13 protein-coding genes and 2 pseudogenes are annotated in these 19,589 nt (G+C 45.3%); 14 read left to right on the forward strand and 1 reads right to left on the reverse strand.

Features of this window, described 5'->3' with window-relative positions:
- Positions 1-284 precede the first annotated feature (284 nt).
- Positions 285-644: a four-helix bundle copper-binding protein gene (locus ACUVJL_RS24355; RefSeq protein ID WP_333031603.1), complete on the reverse strand. Its 360-nt coding sequence runs from the start codon at positions 642-644 to the stop codon at positions 285-287.
- 268 nt (positions 645-912) lie between these two features.
- Between ACUVJL_RS24355 and ACUVJL_RS24360 the strand changes: the two genes are divergently transcribed.
- The 14 genes and pseudogenes from ACUVJL_RS24360 to ACUVJL_RS24425 form a co-directional block, all read left to right on the forward strand.
- The gene (locus ACUVJL_RS24360) at positions 913-3,033 is read left to right on the forward strand and encodes a response regulator (RefSeq protein ID WP_445248192.1); all 2,121 of its coding nucleotides are present in this window, start codon (positions 913-915) and stop codon (positions 3,031-3,033) included.
- 352 nt (positions 3,034-3,385) lie between these two features.
- Positions 3,386-4,375 (forward strand): L-lactate dehydrogenase, encoded by a 990-nt coding sequence (locus tag ACUVJL_RS24365; protein WP_445248193.1) that lies wholly within the window; start codon positions 3,386-3,388, stop codon positions 4,373-4,375.
- A gap of 231 nt (positions 4,376-4,606) precedes the next feature.
- Entirely contained in the window at positions 4,607-4,870 is a 264-nt protein-coding gene (locus ACUVJL_RS24370; RefSeq protein WP_445248194.1) for a pyridoxamine 5'-phosphate oxidase family protein, read from the forward strand.
- A 287-nt stretch (positions 4,871-5,157) separates the two neighbouring features.
- Positions 5,158-5,697 (forward strand): general stress protein, encoded by a 540-nt coding sequence (locus ACUVJL_RS24375; RefSeq protein ID WP_445248195.1) that lies wholly within the window; start codon positions 5,158-5,160, stop codon positions 5,695-5,697.
- An 89-nt stretch (positions 5,698-5,786) separates the two neighbouring features.
- Positions 5,787-6,140, forward strand: coding sequence for a DUF5335 family protein (locus tag ACUVJL_RS24380; protein WP_445248196.1), 354 nt, complete (start codon positions 5,787-5,789; stop codon positions 6,138-6,140).
- Between the two features lie 256 nt (positions 6,141-6,396).
- Positions 6,397-7,401: an NADP-dependent oxidoreductase gene (locus ACUVJL_RS24385; protein WP_445248197.1), complete on the forward strand. Its 1,005-nt coding sequence runs from the start codon at positions 6,397-6,399 to the stop codon at positions 7,399-7,401.
- A gap of 86 nt (positions 7,402-7,487) precedes the next feature.
- A pseudogene (locus ACUVJL_RS24390) lies at positions 7,488-8,282 on the forward strand (SDR family NAD(P)-dependent oxidoreductase).
- A 162-nt stretch (positions 8,283-8,444) separates the two neighbouring features.
- A complete protein-coding gene (locus tag ACUVJL_RS24395) occupies positions 8,445-9,416 on the forward strand; it encodes a DnaJ C-terminal domain-containing protein (RefSeq protein WP_445248198.1) in 972 nt (323 codons plus the stop codon).
- Complete coding sequence (locus tag ACUVJL_RS24400) at positions 9,413-9,706, forward strand: chaperone modulator CbpM (RefSeq protein WP_445248199.1); 294 nt, start codon at positions 9,413-9,415, stop codon at positions 9,704-9,706. Before ACUVJL_RS24395 ends, ACUVJL_RS24400 begins: the two co-directional genes overlap by 4 nt.
- Before the next feature lie 80 nt (positions 9,707-9,786).
- On the forward strand, positions 9,787-12,432 hold the full coding sequence (locus ACUVJL_RS24405; protein WP_445248200.1) for a cation-translocating P-type ATPase: 2,646 nt from the start codon (positions 9,787-9,789) through the stop codon (positions 12,430-12,432).
- 145 nt (positions 12,433-12,577) lie between these two features.
- Positions 12,578-13,486 carry a cation diffusion facilitator family transporter gene (locus ACUVJL_RS24410; RefSeq protein WP_445248201.1) on the forward strand — a complete coding sequence of 303 codons (909 nt, stop codon included), beginning with the start codon at positions 12,578-12,580 and terminating at the stop codon, positions 13,484-13,486.
- A gap of 408 nt (positions 13,487-13,894) precedes the next feature.
- A complete protein-coding gene (locus ACUVJL_RS24415; protein ID WP_445248202.1) occupies positions 13,895-16,810 on the forward strand; it encodes a cation-translocating P-type ATPase in 2,916 nt (971 codons plus the stop codon).
- Positions 16,811-17,062: 252 nt separating this feature from the next.
- A complete protein-coding gene (locus ACUVJL_RS24420) occupies positions 17,063-18,628 on the forward strand; it encodes a pyruvate kinase (RefSeq protein WP_445248203.1) in 1,566 nt (521 codons plus the stop codon).
- Between the two features lie 654 nt (positions 18,629-19,282).
- Positions 19,283-19,384 (forward strand): annotated as a pseudogene (locus ACUVJL_RS24425) (hypothetical protein); the annotation flags it as partial.
- Positions 19,385-19,589 lie beyond the last annotated feature (205 nt).

The raw sequence follows: 19,589 nt of genomic DNA on the forward strand, positions 1-19,589 counted from the left end.
TTTTTTCATGTTTTTTGGCTTCAATCATTGGTAAAAGCTATGTTTCGCCAGAACACAATTGACAAAACTTATATTGCCGAGGAGAACTCGAATTCACTCATCTTTCTAAATGCTGTTTTCTCACTTTTTCAGCAAGCCCTACTAAGTAGCCCGACTAAGCTGTACACCAAAAACTTCTTATTCATAACTCCACCTGATTTGAAAAATAACTAGGTTTCAATACTGGCTGCAGCAAAGCAAGACGCGATTATTCATGCAATAGCCAATGCGCTAAATAAATGGTTTTATGCCGTTGCTTTAGCCATCTGACGGCAAGATTCAGCACAACGACGGCAGGCTTGAGCGCACTTCTTACACGGCTCGTGGTCGTGCTTCTCACACTCAGTCGCACAGCGATCGCACGCTTCTGCACAAACCGCACACATTTGAGCGTGCAGGTCAGAATTACGAGCCATGAACCGAGCGCAGAGGGCGCAGGTATCCGCGCAATCGCGGCATAGCTTAATACATTGAGCCATCATCTGCACCATGTCACTGGTTAAGCAAGCGGTTCCGCATTGCTCACACTCACGAAGACAGTCGAGGCAATTCTGAATGCAGGTTTCTAGCAGAGATTGATGAGATTTAGTAGTAGTAGTAGTCATAGTTTTAAGCTCCTAAAGAATCAACACAACGAAGAACAGATTGTTATGCCCTTCACCTTGGTTAGGGGATGACTAAGTTCTTATATCTCTCAAGCTATGCTCAGACTATGAGAAACCTATGAGCGATTCAAGGTTTACGTCTTTAGGAAGATTTTTCCAGATTTTTGGCGATGAGCAATTCATTTCATCCTGATTTCATTATTTCCCATTATTATTGGAGGATTCCGACCACCTGACACCACAACCAGCCTGTAAAGGAGTTAGACTGATGAAAATTTTGGTGGTAGAAGATGATGAGGCAATTGCCGACCTACTTACTTATATGCTCTCCAACCAAAATTACGTGGTTGAAGTTGCTAACGATGGTGAGGCAGCTTGGGAACTGATTGTTGTTTATAACTATGATTTACTGCTGATAGATATTACGCTCCCTCGTTTAGACGGAATAAGTCTCTGTCGTAGAGTCAGAGCGCACGACTATAAAATGCCAATTATGCTGGTAACAGGGCGAGGCAGTGGTCACGATCAAGCGATCGGGCTAGATGCAGGTGCTGATGGGTACATGGTGAAACCGCTCGATCAGGAGGTATTGATTGCTCGAATTCGAGCCTTGCTGCGTCGCACAGGAACGGCTTTTCAATCTGTGCTGGAGAAGGGTAATTTGCGGCTCGATCCGACAAGTCGTGAAGTTACTTACGCAGGGCAACTTCTATCCTTAAGTCCCAAGGAGTTTTCGATCCTAGAGTTCTTTTTGCGGAATGGTCGTCAAGTCTTTACCTACAGCGTAATTTTGGATCAAATCTGGGCGTATGGAGAGACTCCTAGCGAAGATGCCGTGAGAACTCATATTAAGGGGCTACGGCAGAAATTTAGAGGGGTCGGGGCTCCCACAGATTTGATTGAAACGGTTTATGGACTGGGTTATCGGCTTAAACCAATCGCTGATTCAACCAAGACGGCTCAACTCACGTCTCATGAAGCGACTCAACCGATTGAACAACAAACCCTCAGCGCCTTATCCAAGCGTCAAGAAATCGATCGCGCATCAAACGACTTAACTACAGAACGAATCGAGCCGGAAGAGTCTCTGTTTGCGGATGAGCGTCCTTTGTTATTGATCGTCGATCCCGATCGCCAACTGGCCCAACAGTTGATGAATGAAGCGGTGGACTGGGGATTTCGGAGCGCGATCGCAACGACACTTTCCGAAGCCGAAACGAAAATTGAGCAGGATGCGCCTACCGTTGTGCTACTCGATCCCGATATTACTCATCCCACAACAGAGAGTTTAAGGCTGCTGGCAAAGCTCAGTCATCAAACTCCTTCTGTGCCAGTTCTAGTTTTAACCAGTCACGATCAATTAACCGATCGCCTAGAAGTTGCCCAACTCGGCGGACATAGTTTTTTACACAAACCCTTGCCCCCGGCTCAAGTGCTGAAAGCGATCGCACAAGCGGCACAACAAGCAAAGACAGCAAAGCAACGGGTGATGGTCGTCGATGCTGATCCCCAGATTCTTGCAACTCTAAAGGAGTTTCTAGAACCCTGGGGATTGAGCGTAACAACGCTGAACAATCCTCAACAATTTTGGGAAACGTTGAAATCCTGCTCGCCGCATCTGCTAATTTTAGATGTGAAAATGCCTGCTGTGAGCGGCGTTGAGCTTTGCAAAATTATCCGCAATAATTCGCGCTGGGGGCGCTTGCCGATCATTTTTTTGACGGCGCATACCGATGCTGCGATCGTCAATCAAATGTTTTCAGTGGGTGCAGATGACTTTGTGAGCAAGCCGATCGTAGGGCCAGAATTGGTCAGTCGCATCATCAATCGTCTAGAGCGGCTCAAACTCCTTCAGAATGCTGCTGAGACAGATTATTTGACCAAACTCTCTAACCGCCATAAGTCAACCCAAGACTTAAACAAATACCTTCAACTTGCAAATCAACAGGAGCAGCCGCTCTGTCTAGCAGTTCTGGACTTAGACAATCTCAAAGAGATCAACGATCGTCACGGGTACAATACTGGCGACATGGTGATGCGTCAGTGGGGACAGTTGCTCCGGCAGACTTTTAGGCAAAATGCAGTCGTTGCTCGCTGGGAGAGCGATGAATTTGTGGTTGCCTTATCTAGCATGATTAAGGCAGATGGTATTCAAAGACTCACTCAATTATTAGCAACGCTCCACCACAGAAAATTTGTTGCTCCCGAGCAAACTCAATTTCGGATCACATTTAGCGCTGGCATTGCTCAATATCCAGATGATGGAACGGATTTGCATTCTCTTTATCAAGCCGCATCCGAAGCCTTGCATCAGTCTAAAGTTGCTGGGTGTGCTTGTATTTTTTCTACGGAAGACTGTAGGGCTATTCTCAAACAAACGAAGTCTTAATTCATTATTAAAATTCTCAACTCCAATTTTTCTTAACTCCTTATAAGTTCCTCAGATTGTTTTATTACAGTCAAATAGGACTAACCACTCGGTAAATCAGGCTCTATTGGCGAACTTTTTGCGCTACCAATAGCATAGTCAAGATTTTCAGGCGCTGCTTAACCTGGGTATGAAAAAAATAAGTTGAAAATCCAGAAGCTTTTTGCCTCCGGGTTTATATGACTGGCATATTTAGCCTTTCATACCGTAAATCAGCAACGCCGATTTTCACAACAGAACGCGATCGTCAACCCCGACGAAAACTCCATAGTCGGTCACTACCCATCCAAAGCATCCTACGTGGGAAATATCTATGTTTGAAACGCTATTTACGCCCAATCCCAGTGTTGAAGCTAAAGTCAGTATCCGTCCTCGCAAAGGTGTCATTATTGGTGCCGGGCAGGTGGGAATGGCGTGTGCCTACTCAATGATTATCCAGAACTGCTTTGATGAGTTGGTTCTTCAGGATATTCAGACAGAGCGGCTTCAGGGAGAAGTCATGGATCTGATACATGGCACTCCCTTTATCGGTTCTGTCAATATCAAAGCTGGAACCGTTACCGATGCAGGGCAGGATGCAGACCTGGTTATTATCACGGCTGGAGCTAGCCAGAAGCCGGGAGAGAGCAGACTGGATCTTGTTGAACGTAACGTTGTCATCTTTAAAAGCTTGATTGCAGATGTGATCAAATATTGTCCCAATGCCACCCTACTGGTTGTGAGTAATCCCGTAGACATAATGACATACGTGACCCTTAAACTCTCTGGATTTCCTGCGGCCAGGGTAATAGGCTCTGGAACAGTTCTTGACTCTGCCCGTTTCCGTACCCTGCTGGCAGAGAAGATGGGAATTGATGCACGAAGCGTTCATGCTTACATCATTGGCGAACATGGCGACAGTGAAGTACCCGTCTGGAGCAAGGTGAATGTTGCCGGAATGCCTCTCTATAATGAGCAGCGTAGCCCATCGCTAGACAACGCCAATCTAAATGAGATTTTTGAGCACGTCAAGAACGCTGCCTACGAAATCATCAAACTCAAGGGGTGCACTTCCTATGCGATCGGGCTGGCAACGACCGAAATAGTCAAGACTATTCTTCACGGTCAGGAACGCATCCTTACGGTTAGCAACCTTGTAAATGGGTTCTACGGCATTCACGATGTATGTCTCAGTCTACCCTCTGTTGTGAATGAAAAAGGTGTCATTAAAACTGTCAACCTCACCCTTAACGACACGGAGCAACAGCAACTCATTCATTCTGCACAAGTCCTACGTGACATTTTTGACAAGCTGACGCTTTAGTGCCGCGCCAGCTTTGTATGAACGAAACACTTGATGAACAACCTCTCTTAACTCCTCATAAGTTCCTCAGATTGTTTTATTACAGTCAAAGTGCGTATGTAAGGACTGTTGCATACAATCACCTCCGATCGCGCGCATTCTGGCATTGGGGAAGGTTTTGTATATCAGATTTAGGGCGAGCAATGATTTTAAAATTAGCAGTGGAGAACAGTAATGTGAGATATCGATGAAATGGGACAAAAAGAAATACACGAACTGCTACATAAAGTAGGATATGGACACCTCGGCTGCATAGGCGAAGGGTATCCATATATTGTGCCTATGCACTATTACCTTAAAGACTCAGAAATATATATCTTCACAACGGTGGGAATGAAGACTCAGTATATGGATGCAAATCCAAAAGTTTGCTTACAGATCGAAGAAGTTCACGATCGGGTGCACTGGCGCAGTGTTGTTGTGAATGGTCGCGCTGAACGCCTCACTGAGCAGTAAGATATTGAGCGGGTGATGTAATTTGTCAAAACGCAGAATCCAACACTTTCGCCTGCGATCAATCGAACCTGGATCGATGCTTGGGGACGTGCAGAAGTAATTGCAATTTACCGCATTCACGAGAGTGAAATGAGCGGACGAACGACTTATGGAGTCAGCAGTCGGTAAGAACAGATATACCTCAATTAAGTTTTACTAAAACATTCATAAAGGTAGAGATTATATTGAGCAACTTTTGTTAAAGTTCAGTTGACAGCCGGACAAATTGTAATAAAGGAAACCAATTCATGGCATATACACATACGATTGTTGCTTCTTTCCCCTCCCATGCAGAAGCAGAAAGGGTTGTATTGGAGTTGCAAAAAGAAGGCTTCGATATGCAAAAGCTCTCAATCATTGGCAAAGACTACCAGACTACTGAAAATGTGCGCGGATTTCTAACCTGGAAAGATACAGCTAAAGCTGGAGCCGCAGAAGGTGGTTATTGGGGTAGCTTCGTCGGAGGTTTATTTGGCATTTTAGCAGGTGCTGGAGTGCTGTTTATTCCCGGAATGGCTCCGCTCATTATTGCTGGCCCCGTTGCTGGAGTGTTGGCAGGTTGGTTGGAAGGAACGCTTGTTGGTGGCGCTGGTGCTGCTGCTGTAGGAGGACTAGCGGGTGCCTTGGGAGGATTAGGAATCCCGAAGAATGAGGTACTGAAGTACGAGACTAAAATCCAAGCAGGGGAGTTCACGATCCTTGTGACAGGCAGTAACGAGGATGTCAGTCAGGTGAAGCAGAGACTAGACAGAATCAGTCATGAAGTTAGTATGTCGATCGCTGTTTAACGCTTTGAACTAACAGCACTAAAATAGTGAAACTTAGCAACTATTGTATTGCTCTTTTTGTTTTTAAGATTTTTTCACAACGAATGATAATGACAAATAAAATTGACATCAACAAATCTTTGCCCCGTGAGCGGTGGGGTGAATTTTTCGATCAGTTTACTGATGGCAATCGCGGACGGCATATTGCCATCGAAATCATCAATTCCGAACTCGGTGATGCAGAACTGATTCAGGACGCACCTCTTCATGCGATGGTTTACGATCGCCCTGGCAAGGGAGATGGTTTGGTGATTGAAGTGGGTAAAGATGAGGTGACTTATGCTCACACGATCGATTCACCAACTGAAATTTTAACCGGACAGGACTCAAACGGCGTGATGATGGCGGTTCGGATTAGTGACGCTGCTGGGACACAAACATTGATTAAGCTACAAGCTAGTTGATGGGGTTGAATCATGCTGGGTTCAGCTTATTTCAGCACCCAATGTTTTAGGCTCCACACTCAATAACCCACAGAAGTGAATTCATATCTCATCAGGAGCGGTTGCCACTGATCTCTCTACCCCGATATGAGTACGGTTAATCGTTAGGATTTGGCGCGAGTGATGTTTGGCATCCATGCCTTTAGTAAATGTTAAAAACAACCGCTAAAACTTAAGTCGATCTAGTTCTGAAAATCTACCAAATAAGGAGAAAATTATGACAGAGATCGTGAGCCGCGAGATTCGGCTAGTCTCCCGCCCCAAGGGGATTCCCACCGCAGATAACTTTGCGATCGCCGAGACCAAACTAGACCCACTTCAAGATGGGCAAGTGCTCGTTCACAATCTCTATATGTCAGTCGATCCATATATGCGGGGTCGCATGAACGAGGGCAAATCCTATGTTCCATCTTTCCAGTTAGGCAAAGCACTGGAAGGCGGCGCAGTCGGCGAGGTAATCGAGTCGCGTGCCCAGGAATTCAAGCCGGGTGATGTTGTCACTTCCAACTATGGCTGGCGGGAATACTTCATAGCTGCACCAAAAGATTTGCATCAGGTTAGCCGCGAGATTCAACCGCCCTCAGTTTACCTCGGTGCCCTCGGCATGACAGGTATGACTGCTTGGGTTGGGTTGAATTTGGTAGAAGTCAAAGCCGGCGATGTTATTTTTGTTTCGGGAGCCGCAGGCGCGGTGGGAAATGTCGCCGGACAACTGGCTTTATTGCGCGGATGCCATGTCATCGGGTCTGCTGGGTCAATGGAAAAAATCAAGTTTCTGCGGGAAGAATGCGGATTTGATAGCGCCTTCGATTACAAGGCCGGCCCTGTCCTCGAACAACTGAATCAGGCAGCACCAGACGGAATTGATGTCTATTTCGATAACGTAGGAGGCGAAACGCTGGAAGCGGCGCTTTCAGCATTGCGCGTACACGGTCGGATTATCGCTTGTGGCAGCATCTCCGGTTATAACGATGAAAAGCCCCAGCCGGGCCCTTCCAATCTATTTAATATGATTGGCAAACGCTTGACGATGAAAGGGCTAATCGTTAGAGATTGGCTCGATCGCCAGAGTGAATTTGAACAAGAAGTGGGCGGCTATTTCCAAGCTGGGAAATTGAAGAATAAGGAAACAGTAGTAGCAGGAATCGATCGAGCAGTGGATGCGTTCATCGGTCTTTTTGAAGGTAAAAATGTGGGTAAAATGGTGGTTAAATTGGATTAAATTTCCACTAATTTAGTCGGCATTTGCTTCATTATTTTAGCAAGTTGAAACCCTAGCTCGCTTATCGTTATTTGGTTTAAGAAAGTATGGATCTTCAACTATCAGATCGGATTGCATTAGTCAGTGGTTCAACTGCCGGAATTGGACTCGCGATCGCCACGACACTTGCCCAAGAAGGAGCAACTGTCATTGTCAATGGCAGAACGCAAGAGCGCGTAAACGATGCCCTCAAAAGCATTCAGCAAAGTGTCCCCAATGCCAAACTTCAGGGAATTGCTGCCGATTTGGGAACAACCGCAGGAGTTGAATAGTTGTTTCAACAGGTGCAAGAAGTCAACATTTTGGTCAACAACTTAGGAATTTATGGCTCCAAAGCATTTGAAGATATCTCCGATGAGGAGTGGATGAACATTCTGGAAGTAAACGTTATGAGCGGTGTTCGGCTCTCCCGTCATTACTTACCTTTGATGCTAAAAAAAGATTGGGGACGAATTATTTTCATCTCTAGTGAATCTGCCTTGAATATTCCCGCCGAAATGATTCACTATGGCGTTACCAAGACTGCACAAGTAGCCTTGAGTCGTGGTTTAGCTGAAACAACGGCAGGCAGTCGTGTCACGGTAAATACAGTATTGCCAGGGCCAACCCGTTCCGAAGGAGTAGAAACTTTCATCGAGGGACTCGCCAAGGATCAAAATATTTCACCCGAACAAGTTGAGAAAGAGTTTTTTACCAAGACTCGTCCATCTTCACTGATTCAGCGATTTGCTTCAACGTCGGAAGTTGCGGCGTTAGTTGCATTTGTTGCTAGTCCTTTAGCCTCTGCAATTAATGGTGCTGCCTTGCGAGTCGAAGGTGGAGTGGTGCGATCGATTGTTTAATAAATTTGCCTTCCTAGATCGTTTTCACAATCAGGAGTATGAATTCCCAGTCGCGATCGTTGGTACGGTTCGCGATCGCATTATTAAAAATATATTCATTCCGGTGTCGCCGGATTCGATCTTACTACCCACCGCGAAATAACCCCAATTAAGAGGTCAGTGATGCCAACTGCAACGAACTTTAAGGACTATTATGCCATCCTGGGAACGAGCAAAACGGCAACCCCTGAAGAAATCAAACGGGCTTACCGCAAACTGGCCCGCAAGTATCATCCTGACCTCAATCCTGGGGATAAAGATGCAGAGGCAAAGTTCAAAGACTTGAACGAAGCAAATGAGGTACTTTCCGATCCTGAAAACCGGCAAAAGTACGATCGCTTTGGTCAACATTGGAATCAGCCGGGATACACTGAAGCGCCAACCCCTAGAGGAACTAATGTTTCGGCGGAAGACTTTGATCGCTACGACGACTTTGATTCATTTATCAACGATTTATTGGGAGGAATGAAAGGTGGATCGAAACGTAGAACCCAGAACTATCAAACTGCGACCAATGGCTTTAATGATTTTGGTGACGGATTTCGTTCTCAAGCGCCTGCACCGGATACCGAAGCCGCGATCGCGCTCACATTTTCCGAAGCTTTTCACGGTGTCCAGAAACGGCTACAACTCGACGATGAAACAATCAATGTCCGCATTCCCGCAGGGGCAAAACCAGGTAGTCGAATTCGACTCAAAGGTAAAGGTCGTCCTAGTCCATTCTCTCAACAGCGCGGCGATTTGTATCTAACTATCGAAATTTTGCCGCATTCCTTCTTTCGATTCGAGGGTGATGACCTAGTTTGTGACATTCCAATTCGCCCCGATGAAGCCGTTTTAGGAGCAGAAATCAGCGTGCCAACTCCCGATGGTAGCGTGACGATGAAAGTTCCTAAAGGAGTGCGATCGGGACAATCGCTCAGACTGCGCGGCAAAGGCTGGACATTGCAAAAAGGGGGACGCGGTGACTTACTCGCCAAACTTCTAATTGTCACGCCAAAAGACTTAAGTGCGATCGAGCAAGAATGCTACGAAAAAATCCAGGCAAATACGAGTTTTAACCCCCGTACCCAGTTAGAGGAAATTAAGTTATGAGCTTTAGCCTTTCAAAAATTGTGGTTTCACCCAAAGGTGAGCAACTCTATACCTTTGAATATGCTGCATTGATCACTGAGACTTCGATTACGGTTGTCGAGGTTTATGTCAAGTTGGGTATCATTGACGCGATCGGCGACCTGCTGCATTCCCGCGAGATTGCTCGTATTGCTCAGATTCAGCGGTTGCGTCAAGACTTGGGCTTGAACTTAGTCGGAGCCGCAATGGTGTTAGATATGGCTCAAGAAATTGCCCAATTACGAGCACAACTTAGGGCGTACCAGTTCTGAAATGGTATCAAAAAAGGTTGATAACTCATCAGGGTAGAAAACCGAACGATCAAAACTACAAAAGCAAATCAAAAAAAATTATGCTTTCACCAGTTGATATCAATACCATAAGTGGCTTATCTGAACAAGACGCGATCGCCCGACTCAAAGATGAAGGCTACAATGAACTTCCCTCAGCACAATCGCGCAATCTTTTCTCGATCGCTTGGGAAATTATTCAAGATCCGATCTTTCTCTTGCTAGTCGGTGGTGGTGTCATTTATTGGGTTTTAGGCGACCTACAAGAAGCCCTAATTTTGTTAGGATTCGTCTTTTTTATCACCGGAATTAGTCTCTACCAAGAAGGCAAAACCGAACACGCCTTAGAAGCCTTGCGCGATCTTTCCAGTCCTCGCGCCTTGGTGATTCGGGATGGGGAGCAAAAACGGATTGCAGGGCGAGAAGTCGTTCGGGAAGATATCTTAGTTCTAGCAGAAGGCGATCGCGTACCTGCGGATGCGATCGTGCTTTCTTGCTCCAATTTCTCCACCGACGAATCGTTATTAACCGGGGAATCTTTACCAGTTCGTAAAGTTGCGGCGGTGGGTAACGTAGAAATGGCGCGTCCGGGAGGAGATGAGTTACCATTTGTATTTTCTGGCACCTTAGTTGTTCAGGGTCAGGGAATAGCTAAAGTCCAAGCGATCGGTCCTAAAACAGAGATGGGCAAGATTGGCAAAGCCTTACAAAAAGTGAAGTCAGAACCGACACCTTTGCAACAGGAAATGAATCGGTTAGTGAGTCGTTTGTTTGGCATCGCTTTACTATTGTGTGTCGCGATCGTAGTAATTTATGGGTTCACGCGAGGAGATTGGCTCAAAGGATTTCTGGCAGGAATTACGTTAGCAATGGCAATTTTGCCAAATGAATTTCCAGTTGTTGTGACAATCTTCTTAGCATTAGGAGCTTGGCGAATTTGTCAAAATCATGTCTTAGCTCGTCGCACTTCAGCGGTTGAAACATTAGGTTCTGCAACGGTTTTATGTGTGGATAAAACCGGGACTCTGACTCAGAATATTATGGCTGTGCAACAACTATTTGCATACAACCAAGAAGAAAATTCTCAGCCATATAATTTGGAATTACATTCACAAGAACCGCTCCCTGAATCGGTGCATGAATTAGTAGAATTTTCCATTCTGGCAAGCCAAAGAGATCCTTTCGATCCAATGGAGAAAGCATTTAAGCAATTAGGCGATCGCGCTCTAGCAAATACCGAACATTTGCATAACGATTGGAAACTATTACGAGAATATCCGCTCTCACCGGATCTATTAGCAATGTCTCACGTTTGGCAGTCAGCCGATAGCAAACAGTATGAAATTGCTGCCAAAGGAGCGCCGGAAGCGATCGCGGATCTGTGTCATTTCACACCCGAACAGCAGCAAATTATAGCCGCGCAAATCAAGAAAATGGCAGAGCAAGGATTGCGGGTATTAGGTGTTGCTAAAGCATCTCTTATTGATGCACCGCCCCCGTTTTTGCCTCCTCATCCGTCGCTCAGTCCCGATCGTTTACCCGATAAACAACATGACTTTCCTTTTCAATTTCTAGGATTAGTTGGACTGTCCGATCCAGTGCGTCCAACCGTTGCGGCGGCAATTAAAGAATGTTATACCGCTGGTATTCGAGTCGTGATGATTACAGGTGATTATCCAGAAACTGCTCAAACCATTGCTCGTCAAGTTGGATTAATGCAAATGGGAGCCATCGTAACTGGAGCAGAATTAGATCGCATGAGTGACGATGAACTTCAGCAGCGCATTCAAAGTACAAATATCTTTGCAAGAGCCGTTCCCGAACAAAAATTACGGATAGTTAATGCTTTGAAATCCAAGGGCGAAATCGTTGCCATGACAGGGGATGGTGTGAATGATGCGCCTGCCTTAAAATCTGCCCAAATTGGTATAGCAATGGGTCAGCGAGGCACAGATGTGGCCCGTGAATCTGCGGCTTTAGTATTATTAGAGGATGATTTTTCATCCATCGTGCAAGCGGTCAAACTTGGACGACGAATTTTTGATAATCTCCGCACAGCAATGGCATATCTTCTAGCAATTCACATTCCAATTGCAGGGATGTCTTTAATTCCAGTTTTGTTTAAGTTGCCGTTAGTATTACTTCCCGTTCACGTTGCATTTCTCCATTTGATTATCGATCCAGCTTGCTCAATTGTGTTAGAAGCCGAACCCGCAGAACCAACAGTAATGAAGCGTCCTCCCCGCAACTCCAAAGAGCCCTTATTTGGCAAGAAAACTGTGGGATTGGCGGTGTTACAAGGCGGCGGAATCTTAGTAATTGTTCTCGCAATCTATGGGACATCGCTATATCTAGGAGAAGGCGAACTTAATGCCCGTGCATTAACCTTTACAGCATTAATTTTGGCAAATTTAGGGCTAATTTTGAGCGCAAGTTCAACCTCGCCCCTCAGTTTAAAAATACTTAGAACCTCCAATGCTGCCCTTTGGTGGGTGATGGGTGGGGGAATATTTTTTATGGCAATCGTGCTTTACTTTCCCTTCTTGCGTAATTTGTTTAGCTTCTCTTTTCTGCATCCGATCGATCTTGCTATTTGTCTCCTCGGTGGAGGAATTAGCTTGGTCTGGTTTGAACAGTTAAAGTTAATCAATCAATCCCAAGGAGTTATTAACTCTAAATCAAGAAAACCTATCGCAGAACATCTATAATGACATTCATACAAGCTTGGCAATTCCTAACACTTATGCTGGCTTCCTTTAGTCTCAGTTTGTCTATGACACAGAGGAATAGGTTTGACCACACGCTTTGCTTGTCAGACAGAAATAATCATCTTTCATTGTCGGGATCAATTCTATGGTTCATCCTCACGAACACAGCCATTCTCCTAAAACATACAATCGAGCCTTTTTGATTGGAACGAGTTTAAATGTCAGCTTTGTATTAGTTGAAGCTTGGTTTGGAGTAATTACTCATTCGCTAGCATTACTAGCAGATGCTGGACATAATCTCAGCGATGTTTTGGGATTACTGTTAGCTTGGGCAGCAAGTTATCTCGTACAGCGTCCTCCCAGTCGTAAGTACACCTATGGACTGCGACGCTCTTCAATTCTAGCAGCTTTACTCAATGCGATTCTGTTACTGCTAACAATGGGTGGCATTACTTGGGAAGCGATTCGTCGCTTGCAAGAACCAAGCCCCATCGCTGGTGATACTGTGATTTTGGTAGCAGGAATTGGTGTAGTTATTAATACCATAACTGCTCTCTTGTTTATGTCGGGACGAGAAGGAGATATGAATATTCGCGGCGCATTTTTACACATGGCAGCCGATGCACTGGTGTCCGTTGGTGTAGTGTTAGCTGGGATCGCAATTTTGCTAACAGGTTGGCTATGGTTCGATCCAGTTATTAGTCTGGCGATCGTGGTGATAATTGTGGTTGGTACTTGGAATTTATTTAAGGATTCGCTGGAACTAATCTTAGATGGAGTTCCCAAACAGATTGAGCCGATTGCTGTCCGTACTTTCTTGCAGGAGTTGCAAGGAGTGACGCAAGTTCATGACCTACATATATGGGCAATTAGTACGGCAGAAACTGCTCTCACCGCACATTTAGTTATACCAGAAGGATACACAGGCGATCGCTTTCTCACCGACACCTGCGAAGCACTCCATACTCATTTTGGGATTGACCACTCAACCTTGCAAATCGAAACAGGCAATCCAGATTATCCATGTCCTCTAGAGCCAGAAAGTCATCTTTAGATACATGACGAAATCATTGGCACAATGTATTCTTACTAAAGAAGAACCAAAGAAGCAAAACTGCCCTCTCGGAAGTTTTTCTCATACTTACTTTGAGAAAAAAGTCTAGAGAATCTGGACTAAAGTTTTGAAACCTCAACTCTTAGCTGTATTTGTTGGGCTAATGACCGTTGGGATTATCAGCATTGGCTATATATTCAATGCGCTGCTTTTGTAAATTAATGTGAGTTTCAGGATTTAGAGGCTCGGGCTAAAAAAATCGTATTTTTACCAAATATCCGCTACTATAACGAAGTATTTTCGCAAAAAAACGGTTTCTAGACCCATAATAAGTCCTGAGTTTAATAAACACAATTTGCGTGCGGAAAAGCTAACCAGCTTCAGCTATAAAACAGGAGGAGATCGGGTATGGCATCATTACACCAACCATTATGGACATTATCATTTGAAGAAGTCTATGAATCTCTAGGCACTGCTGCCAATGGATTATCGCAGAATGAAGCGCAAGAGCGATTAGAGAAATTTGGCGCAAATGAATTACCAGAACCTACCCATCGTCCATTGTGGCTAAGATTTGCCGATCAACTGACTCACTTTATGGCTTTGTTGTTGTGGGTGGCAGGGATTCTGGCATTTATTTCGCGTACACCGGAACTAGGCTGGGCAGTTTGGGCGGTAATCTGGATTAATGCTATTTTTAGCTTTTGGCAAGAGTTTCAAGCTGAGAAAGCTTTATCTGCTTTAAAAAAAGTCTTACCGATGCAGGTGAAAGTGTATCGCGATGGAGAATTAAAGCAAATTCCCGCTAGAGAATTGGTGCGCGGTGATGTGATGCAATTGGAAGAAGGCGATCGCATTTCCGCAGATGCCCGTTTAATTTCAGCCGAAAGTTTATATCTTGATGTATCAGTAATGACAGGAGAATCGTTGCCTGTGGCGCGAAGTCCTTACCCTGTACCTCTGCGGGAGGCCGTTTCGGTACGTGGTGGCAAAACCATGCTACGCCAAGGGGAACAGCCTTTGCAAGAAAAGGTAAATCCCTCGGAAATTGCCAACCTGGTGTTAGCAGGTTCGACGGTAGCAGCAGGTCGAGCAGTGGCGGTGGTTTATGCGACGGGCGCACAAACTGAATTTGGACAGGTGGCGCATTTAACTACAGTAGTAAAACGCGAACCCAGTACCTTAGAAATTCAAGTTGCTCGGATTGTACGGATTATTACAGCGATCGCGCTGGGTATGGGCGTGACTGTATTCGCGCTTAGCTACTTGTTGATTGGCATGGATATTACTGAGAGCTTTATTTTTGCGATCGGGATTATCGTGGCGAATGTCCCTGAAGGGTTACTACCAACAGTAACATTAGCTCTTGCCCTTGGTGTCAAACGGATGGCGCGGCGTAATGCCCTGGTAAGGCGGCTTTCGGCAGTGGAAACCCTAAGCGCGACTACAGTGATTTGCACAGACAAGACGGGTACTTTGACCAAAAATGAAATGACGGTGCGCTATCTCTGGCTACCGACAGAACCAGAGCAATCTGAGCCCAATCGCGATACTCCTAATGATGTCTTAACTAACAAGCTAATTGAAATTACTGGTGCTGGTTACGATCCCACTAATGGCAAAGTTAATATTCCCTCTGATTCCGAAATTGCTTGGCAAGCTAAGATTTTACTGATTGGTTCGGCACTTTGTTCTAATGCCCGTTTGGTGCATCTTAATGCGCCTAATCGTTGGCAAGAAATCGGCGATCCGACCGAAGCGGCTTTGTTAGTGGCGGCGGCAAAAGCAGAATTGAATTTAGAAAATCTCCAAAAGCAATTCCCACGCTCAAGAGAAATTCCCTTTGATTCTCGCCGCTTGATGATGACAGTGGTTTTGAATTGGCAAGCCTCAGAACTATGGTCAAGTGAATTTCCCAATCTGGCTTTTACTAAAGGCGCACCATTGGAAGTTCTGAAACATTGCCATTGGATTTTGCGCGATGGTAAATCGCAAGAATTGACCCACGATTATTGGGATGAAGTTGTCAAAGCCAATGATGATTTAGCCAGACAAGGATTTCGAGTGTTAGGGCTGGCGGCGCGTCAAGGTGGACAGGAATTGCTCGATCTAAAAGCTCAGGATTTAGAGCAAGATTTGATCTTCATAGGTCTAGTTGCGATGTTTGATCCGCCGCGTCCCGAAGTATCGAAAGCGATCGCTCAATGTCATCAAGCAGGAATCAAAGTAACTATGGTAACGGGTGATTATGGACTTACTGCTGAAGCGATCGCGCGTCAAATTGGTTTAGTTAGCGACAAAGTGCGTGTAGTCACGGGTGAAGGCATGGGACATCTCTCTGACGCACAACTCAAGCAAGTAGTGAAATATCGCTTTGGTTTAGTGTTTGCCCGGATGTCACCTGAACACAAATTGCGATTAGTGCAAGCTTACAAAGACATCGGCGAAATTGTGGCAGTTACAGGTGATGGAGTGAATGATGCCCCCGCCTTACGCGCCGCCAATATCGGCATTGCGATGGGACAAAGCGGTACCGATGTGGCGCGAGAAGCGGCAGATATTGTGCTGACGGATGATAATTTTGCCACGATTGTGGTAGCGATCGAGCAAGGAAGGGCGATTTATCAAAATATCCGCAAGTTCATGACCTATATCCTCGCCTCGAATGTGCCAGAAGTCGTGCCATTTTTAGGCATGGTTGCTTTCAAGATTCCACCCGCGCTGACGATTTTGCAGATTCTTGCCGTAGATTTAGGCACGGATATGGTTCCAGCCCTAGCTTTGGGTGCAGAAATTCCCGAAGCTGGGATTATGGATCGTCCACCCCGTCCAAAGGAGGAGTTTTTACTCAACGTTCCTTTAATATTACGCGCCTATCTCTTTTTGGGTGCGATCGAAGCAGTGCTATCAATGTTGGGCTTTTTGATGGTTTGGTGGAGCTATGGCTATTCGTTGGCAGATTTGCAACAAGTCACTCCTGCAATCCTCTCCCATACTGCCGATCCTACGGTGACAGCAATCTATCGCCAAGCGACAACGATGACTTTAGCTGCGATCGTAGCTTGTCAAGTGGGTAACTTATTCGCCTGTCGCTCTGATTGGGGTTCGGTATTCCGTCAGTCGTTATCAAATAATAGTTTGCTTTGGTTAGGAATAACTGTTGAATGTGTTGCCCTATTCGCATTCATCGACTTCCCACCCTTCAGACAAGTATTTGGAACAGCTTCACTAGCCAATTGGCATTGGTTGATTTTGTTAGCCTGTCCGCCCATTTTGATTGGTGCAGAAGAACTTCGCAAGCTATTACATCGTAGTGTTTTATAGCGGTTCTCAGATAAATGAGGTATACAGAAACCCTGTATTGTCAAGCTTTCCAGGTCAAAATTCGTACCTCACCTTTTTGAGAAATGCTATATGTTACTGCCGCTGAGAATGTGAAACGAGTGTTTTACAGCCATGTAAAATTTTAGTCGTCAAGGCGTAGCACTTATGACTTTAGACATCGAACCTTGATTGATGCCTGGGGTCGTGGGAGGTCATGGCGCTCTACTTTATCCATCCCACACTTTAAGATATATGATTAGCACAACTTCAGAACTTAGTGTTGAACCGCTGAATCTATCAAGTCCACAGGGTTTGCTATCGACTCTGCAAGAACTTCGCCAGACCGTTGAAAGCGAAGGACAAGCCACCTTTAACCAGTGGCGATCGCACATTCAGCGTTCTGAGTTTCTTCCTAGTGCCTTGAATTTAGCTGAGTATATGGCATTACGTCGGCACGATCTACGCCACCTCCAAGCCGCACTAATGCCTTGGGGCTTATCCTCATTAGGACGGATTGAAGCACGAGTAATGCCCAATCTTGATGCGATCATTGCCACCCTGAAAGTCATTTGCGGCCAAGACTCTGCCGAGCATCTCAACCGCCCACCGATTGAGTCATTTTTTGAGGGCGATCGTTTATTACAAAAGCACACGGAAGAATTGTTTGGTCAGTCCCCGCCCCAGCGTCGGGTCAGGATTATGGTGACGCTACCCACCGAGGCCGCTACTGACTATGAGATGGTGCGAGAAATTATTCAACGAGGGGCAAACTGCCTGAGAATTAACTGTGCCCACGATACGACCGAATCTTGGGAAAACACGATCGACCATATCCGTCGAGCGGAACAGGAAACAGGAACGCCTTGTAAAGTGATGATGGACTTAGCTGGTCTCAAAATCCGCACGGGACAGGTACTTGCACCACTTGATAAAAAACGGGTATTTCGAGGGGATCGTATCCTGCTGTCGCGGTGTGTGCCTGCACTCGGAAGTGAAGTGGTGTCAGATGAAACAATCCCATCACCTGTAAACTATTTCCAAACTTGCTGTACAGTTCCCGAAATTCTCGATTTATTAGTAGTTGACACCCTTGTATATATCGACGATGGCAAGATTCAAACTCGCGTGGTTGACACCCAATACCCAGTACCAAATGGACAACCGGGACTTTTACTAGAAGTGACTAATGCCAGCCCCAAAGGAGTCAAACTCCAACCTGAAAAGGGGTTGAATTTCCCAAACACAGTGTTACCTCTTAGTCCACTGACTAAAAAAGATTTATCCGACCTAGATTTTGTCGCCACCCACGCAGATATTATTGGCTACTCTTTTGTGCAACGACCTGCTGATATTGAGTTACTTCAACAAGAATTGGACAAGCGCTTTGGTGAACGTCAGTCCCGACCTGCGATCGTAGCAAAGATTGAAACCGCGATCGCAGTTTCCAATCTGCCAGAATTAATCATCTATGCAGCCGGGAAGCAATCATTTGGTGTGATGATTGCCAGAGGCGACTTAGCCATTGAAATTGGATACCAGCGTTTAACAGAGATCCAAGAAGAAATTCTCTGGCTTTGCGAAGCGGCTCATGTTCCTGTTATTTGGGCAACTCAAGTCCTAGAGAGTTTGGTCAAAAATGGCACACCTTCGCGGGGAGAGATGACCGATGCAGCAATGGCTGAACGCGCTGAGTGTGTGATGTTAAACAAAGGCCCATTTATTGCCGAAGCGATCGCCATTCTGGATAATGTTCTAACACGCATGGAAGCCCATCAATTGAAAAAAACGCCACAGTTGCGGGCGCTCCATTCGTGGTAATTCTTTTGCTTCACCGCCAAACACTGTAACGAAACCTTGAGATTGATATGAACTAACGAAATTACATCACGATTGAGCCAAATAAACGCAGCGGCAAACCTTGTGTGCGCGGCTTGCGATCGCAAACTAGAGCAATAACTTGCTAGGACTAGCAAATTAAATAAAACCCTGCTTTTATAAAAACTATTCCTTAAGAACAATGCCTTAACTAATTTTAACTAGGAGGCTTAAAGATAAACTACATTGCAGTGGCAATAATGATCGCCACATCTCATTTGCTTCTGTGTCTAATCCCATCAAAGATACAGAATTTAAGAATGCGATTTAGAGGTGCTAGTCCAAGAAGTAGCAGAGGATTTGAGCTGCGCTTATAGAGAACGGTTTGTTGTGGTTTCTGAGTCGGAAATTAAAAGTTATTGCAGCCGTAAATAAATACGGCTGGTGATTAAAAGTTTAGCAATTAACGCTGTGAAATATGGTAAGGCTACTACGCCGATTACACTTACGCTCCAGCAAACTGAAACGCAGATCAGCCTTACTATCCATAATGAAGGTAATCTGATTACCCTTAACGCTCAATCAATCTTATTTCAACAATTTCGTCGAAGCATTTGTGCTGAGGAGAAAAGCGGCTGGAGATGAGGATTATTCTTATCAAAGAGTATTATTGAAGCCCATAAAGGAAGACTTGCGGTTGAAAGTTCAGAGGGCAAGGGGACAAGCTTTATTATCAACTTACCTAAAGTTCTTCTTTAGTTCGGGGCATTAAGAAAAATAAGGTAAAAAATCATGACTCCACAGTCCACATTTTGAGCTGACCGAAAGCATCCAGGATACAAGCCCCCGGATTCATCCGTGGAGAAATAAAAAACCTGTATCCGATAACCAAGCCCCCGAATTTATCCGTGGGGTCAATGCTTCAATTCTTTAATCTAAAATCTAAAATCTAAAATCTAAAATC

The organism is Microcoleus sp. OTE_8_concoct_300, from assembly GCF_031383065.1.
In the GTDB taxonomy this organism is placed as follows: Bacteria; Cyanobacteriota; Cyanobacteriia; order Cyanobacteriales; family Microcoleaceae; genus Microcoleus.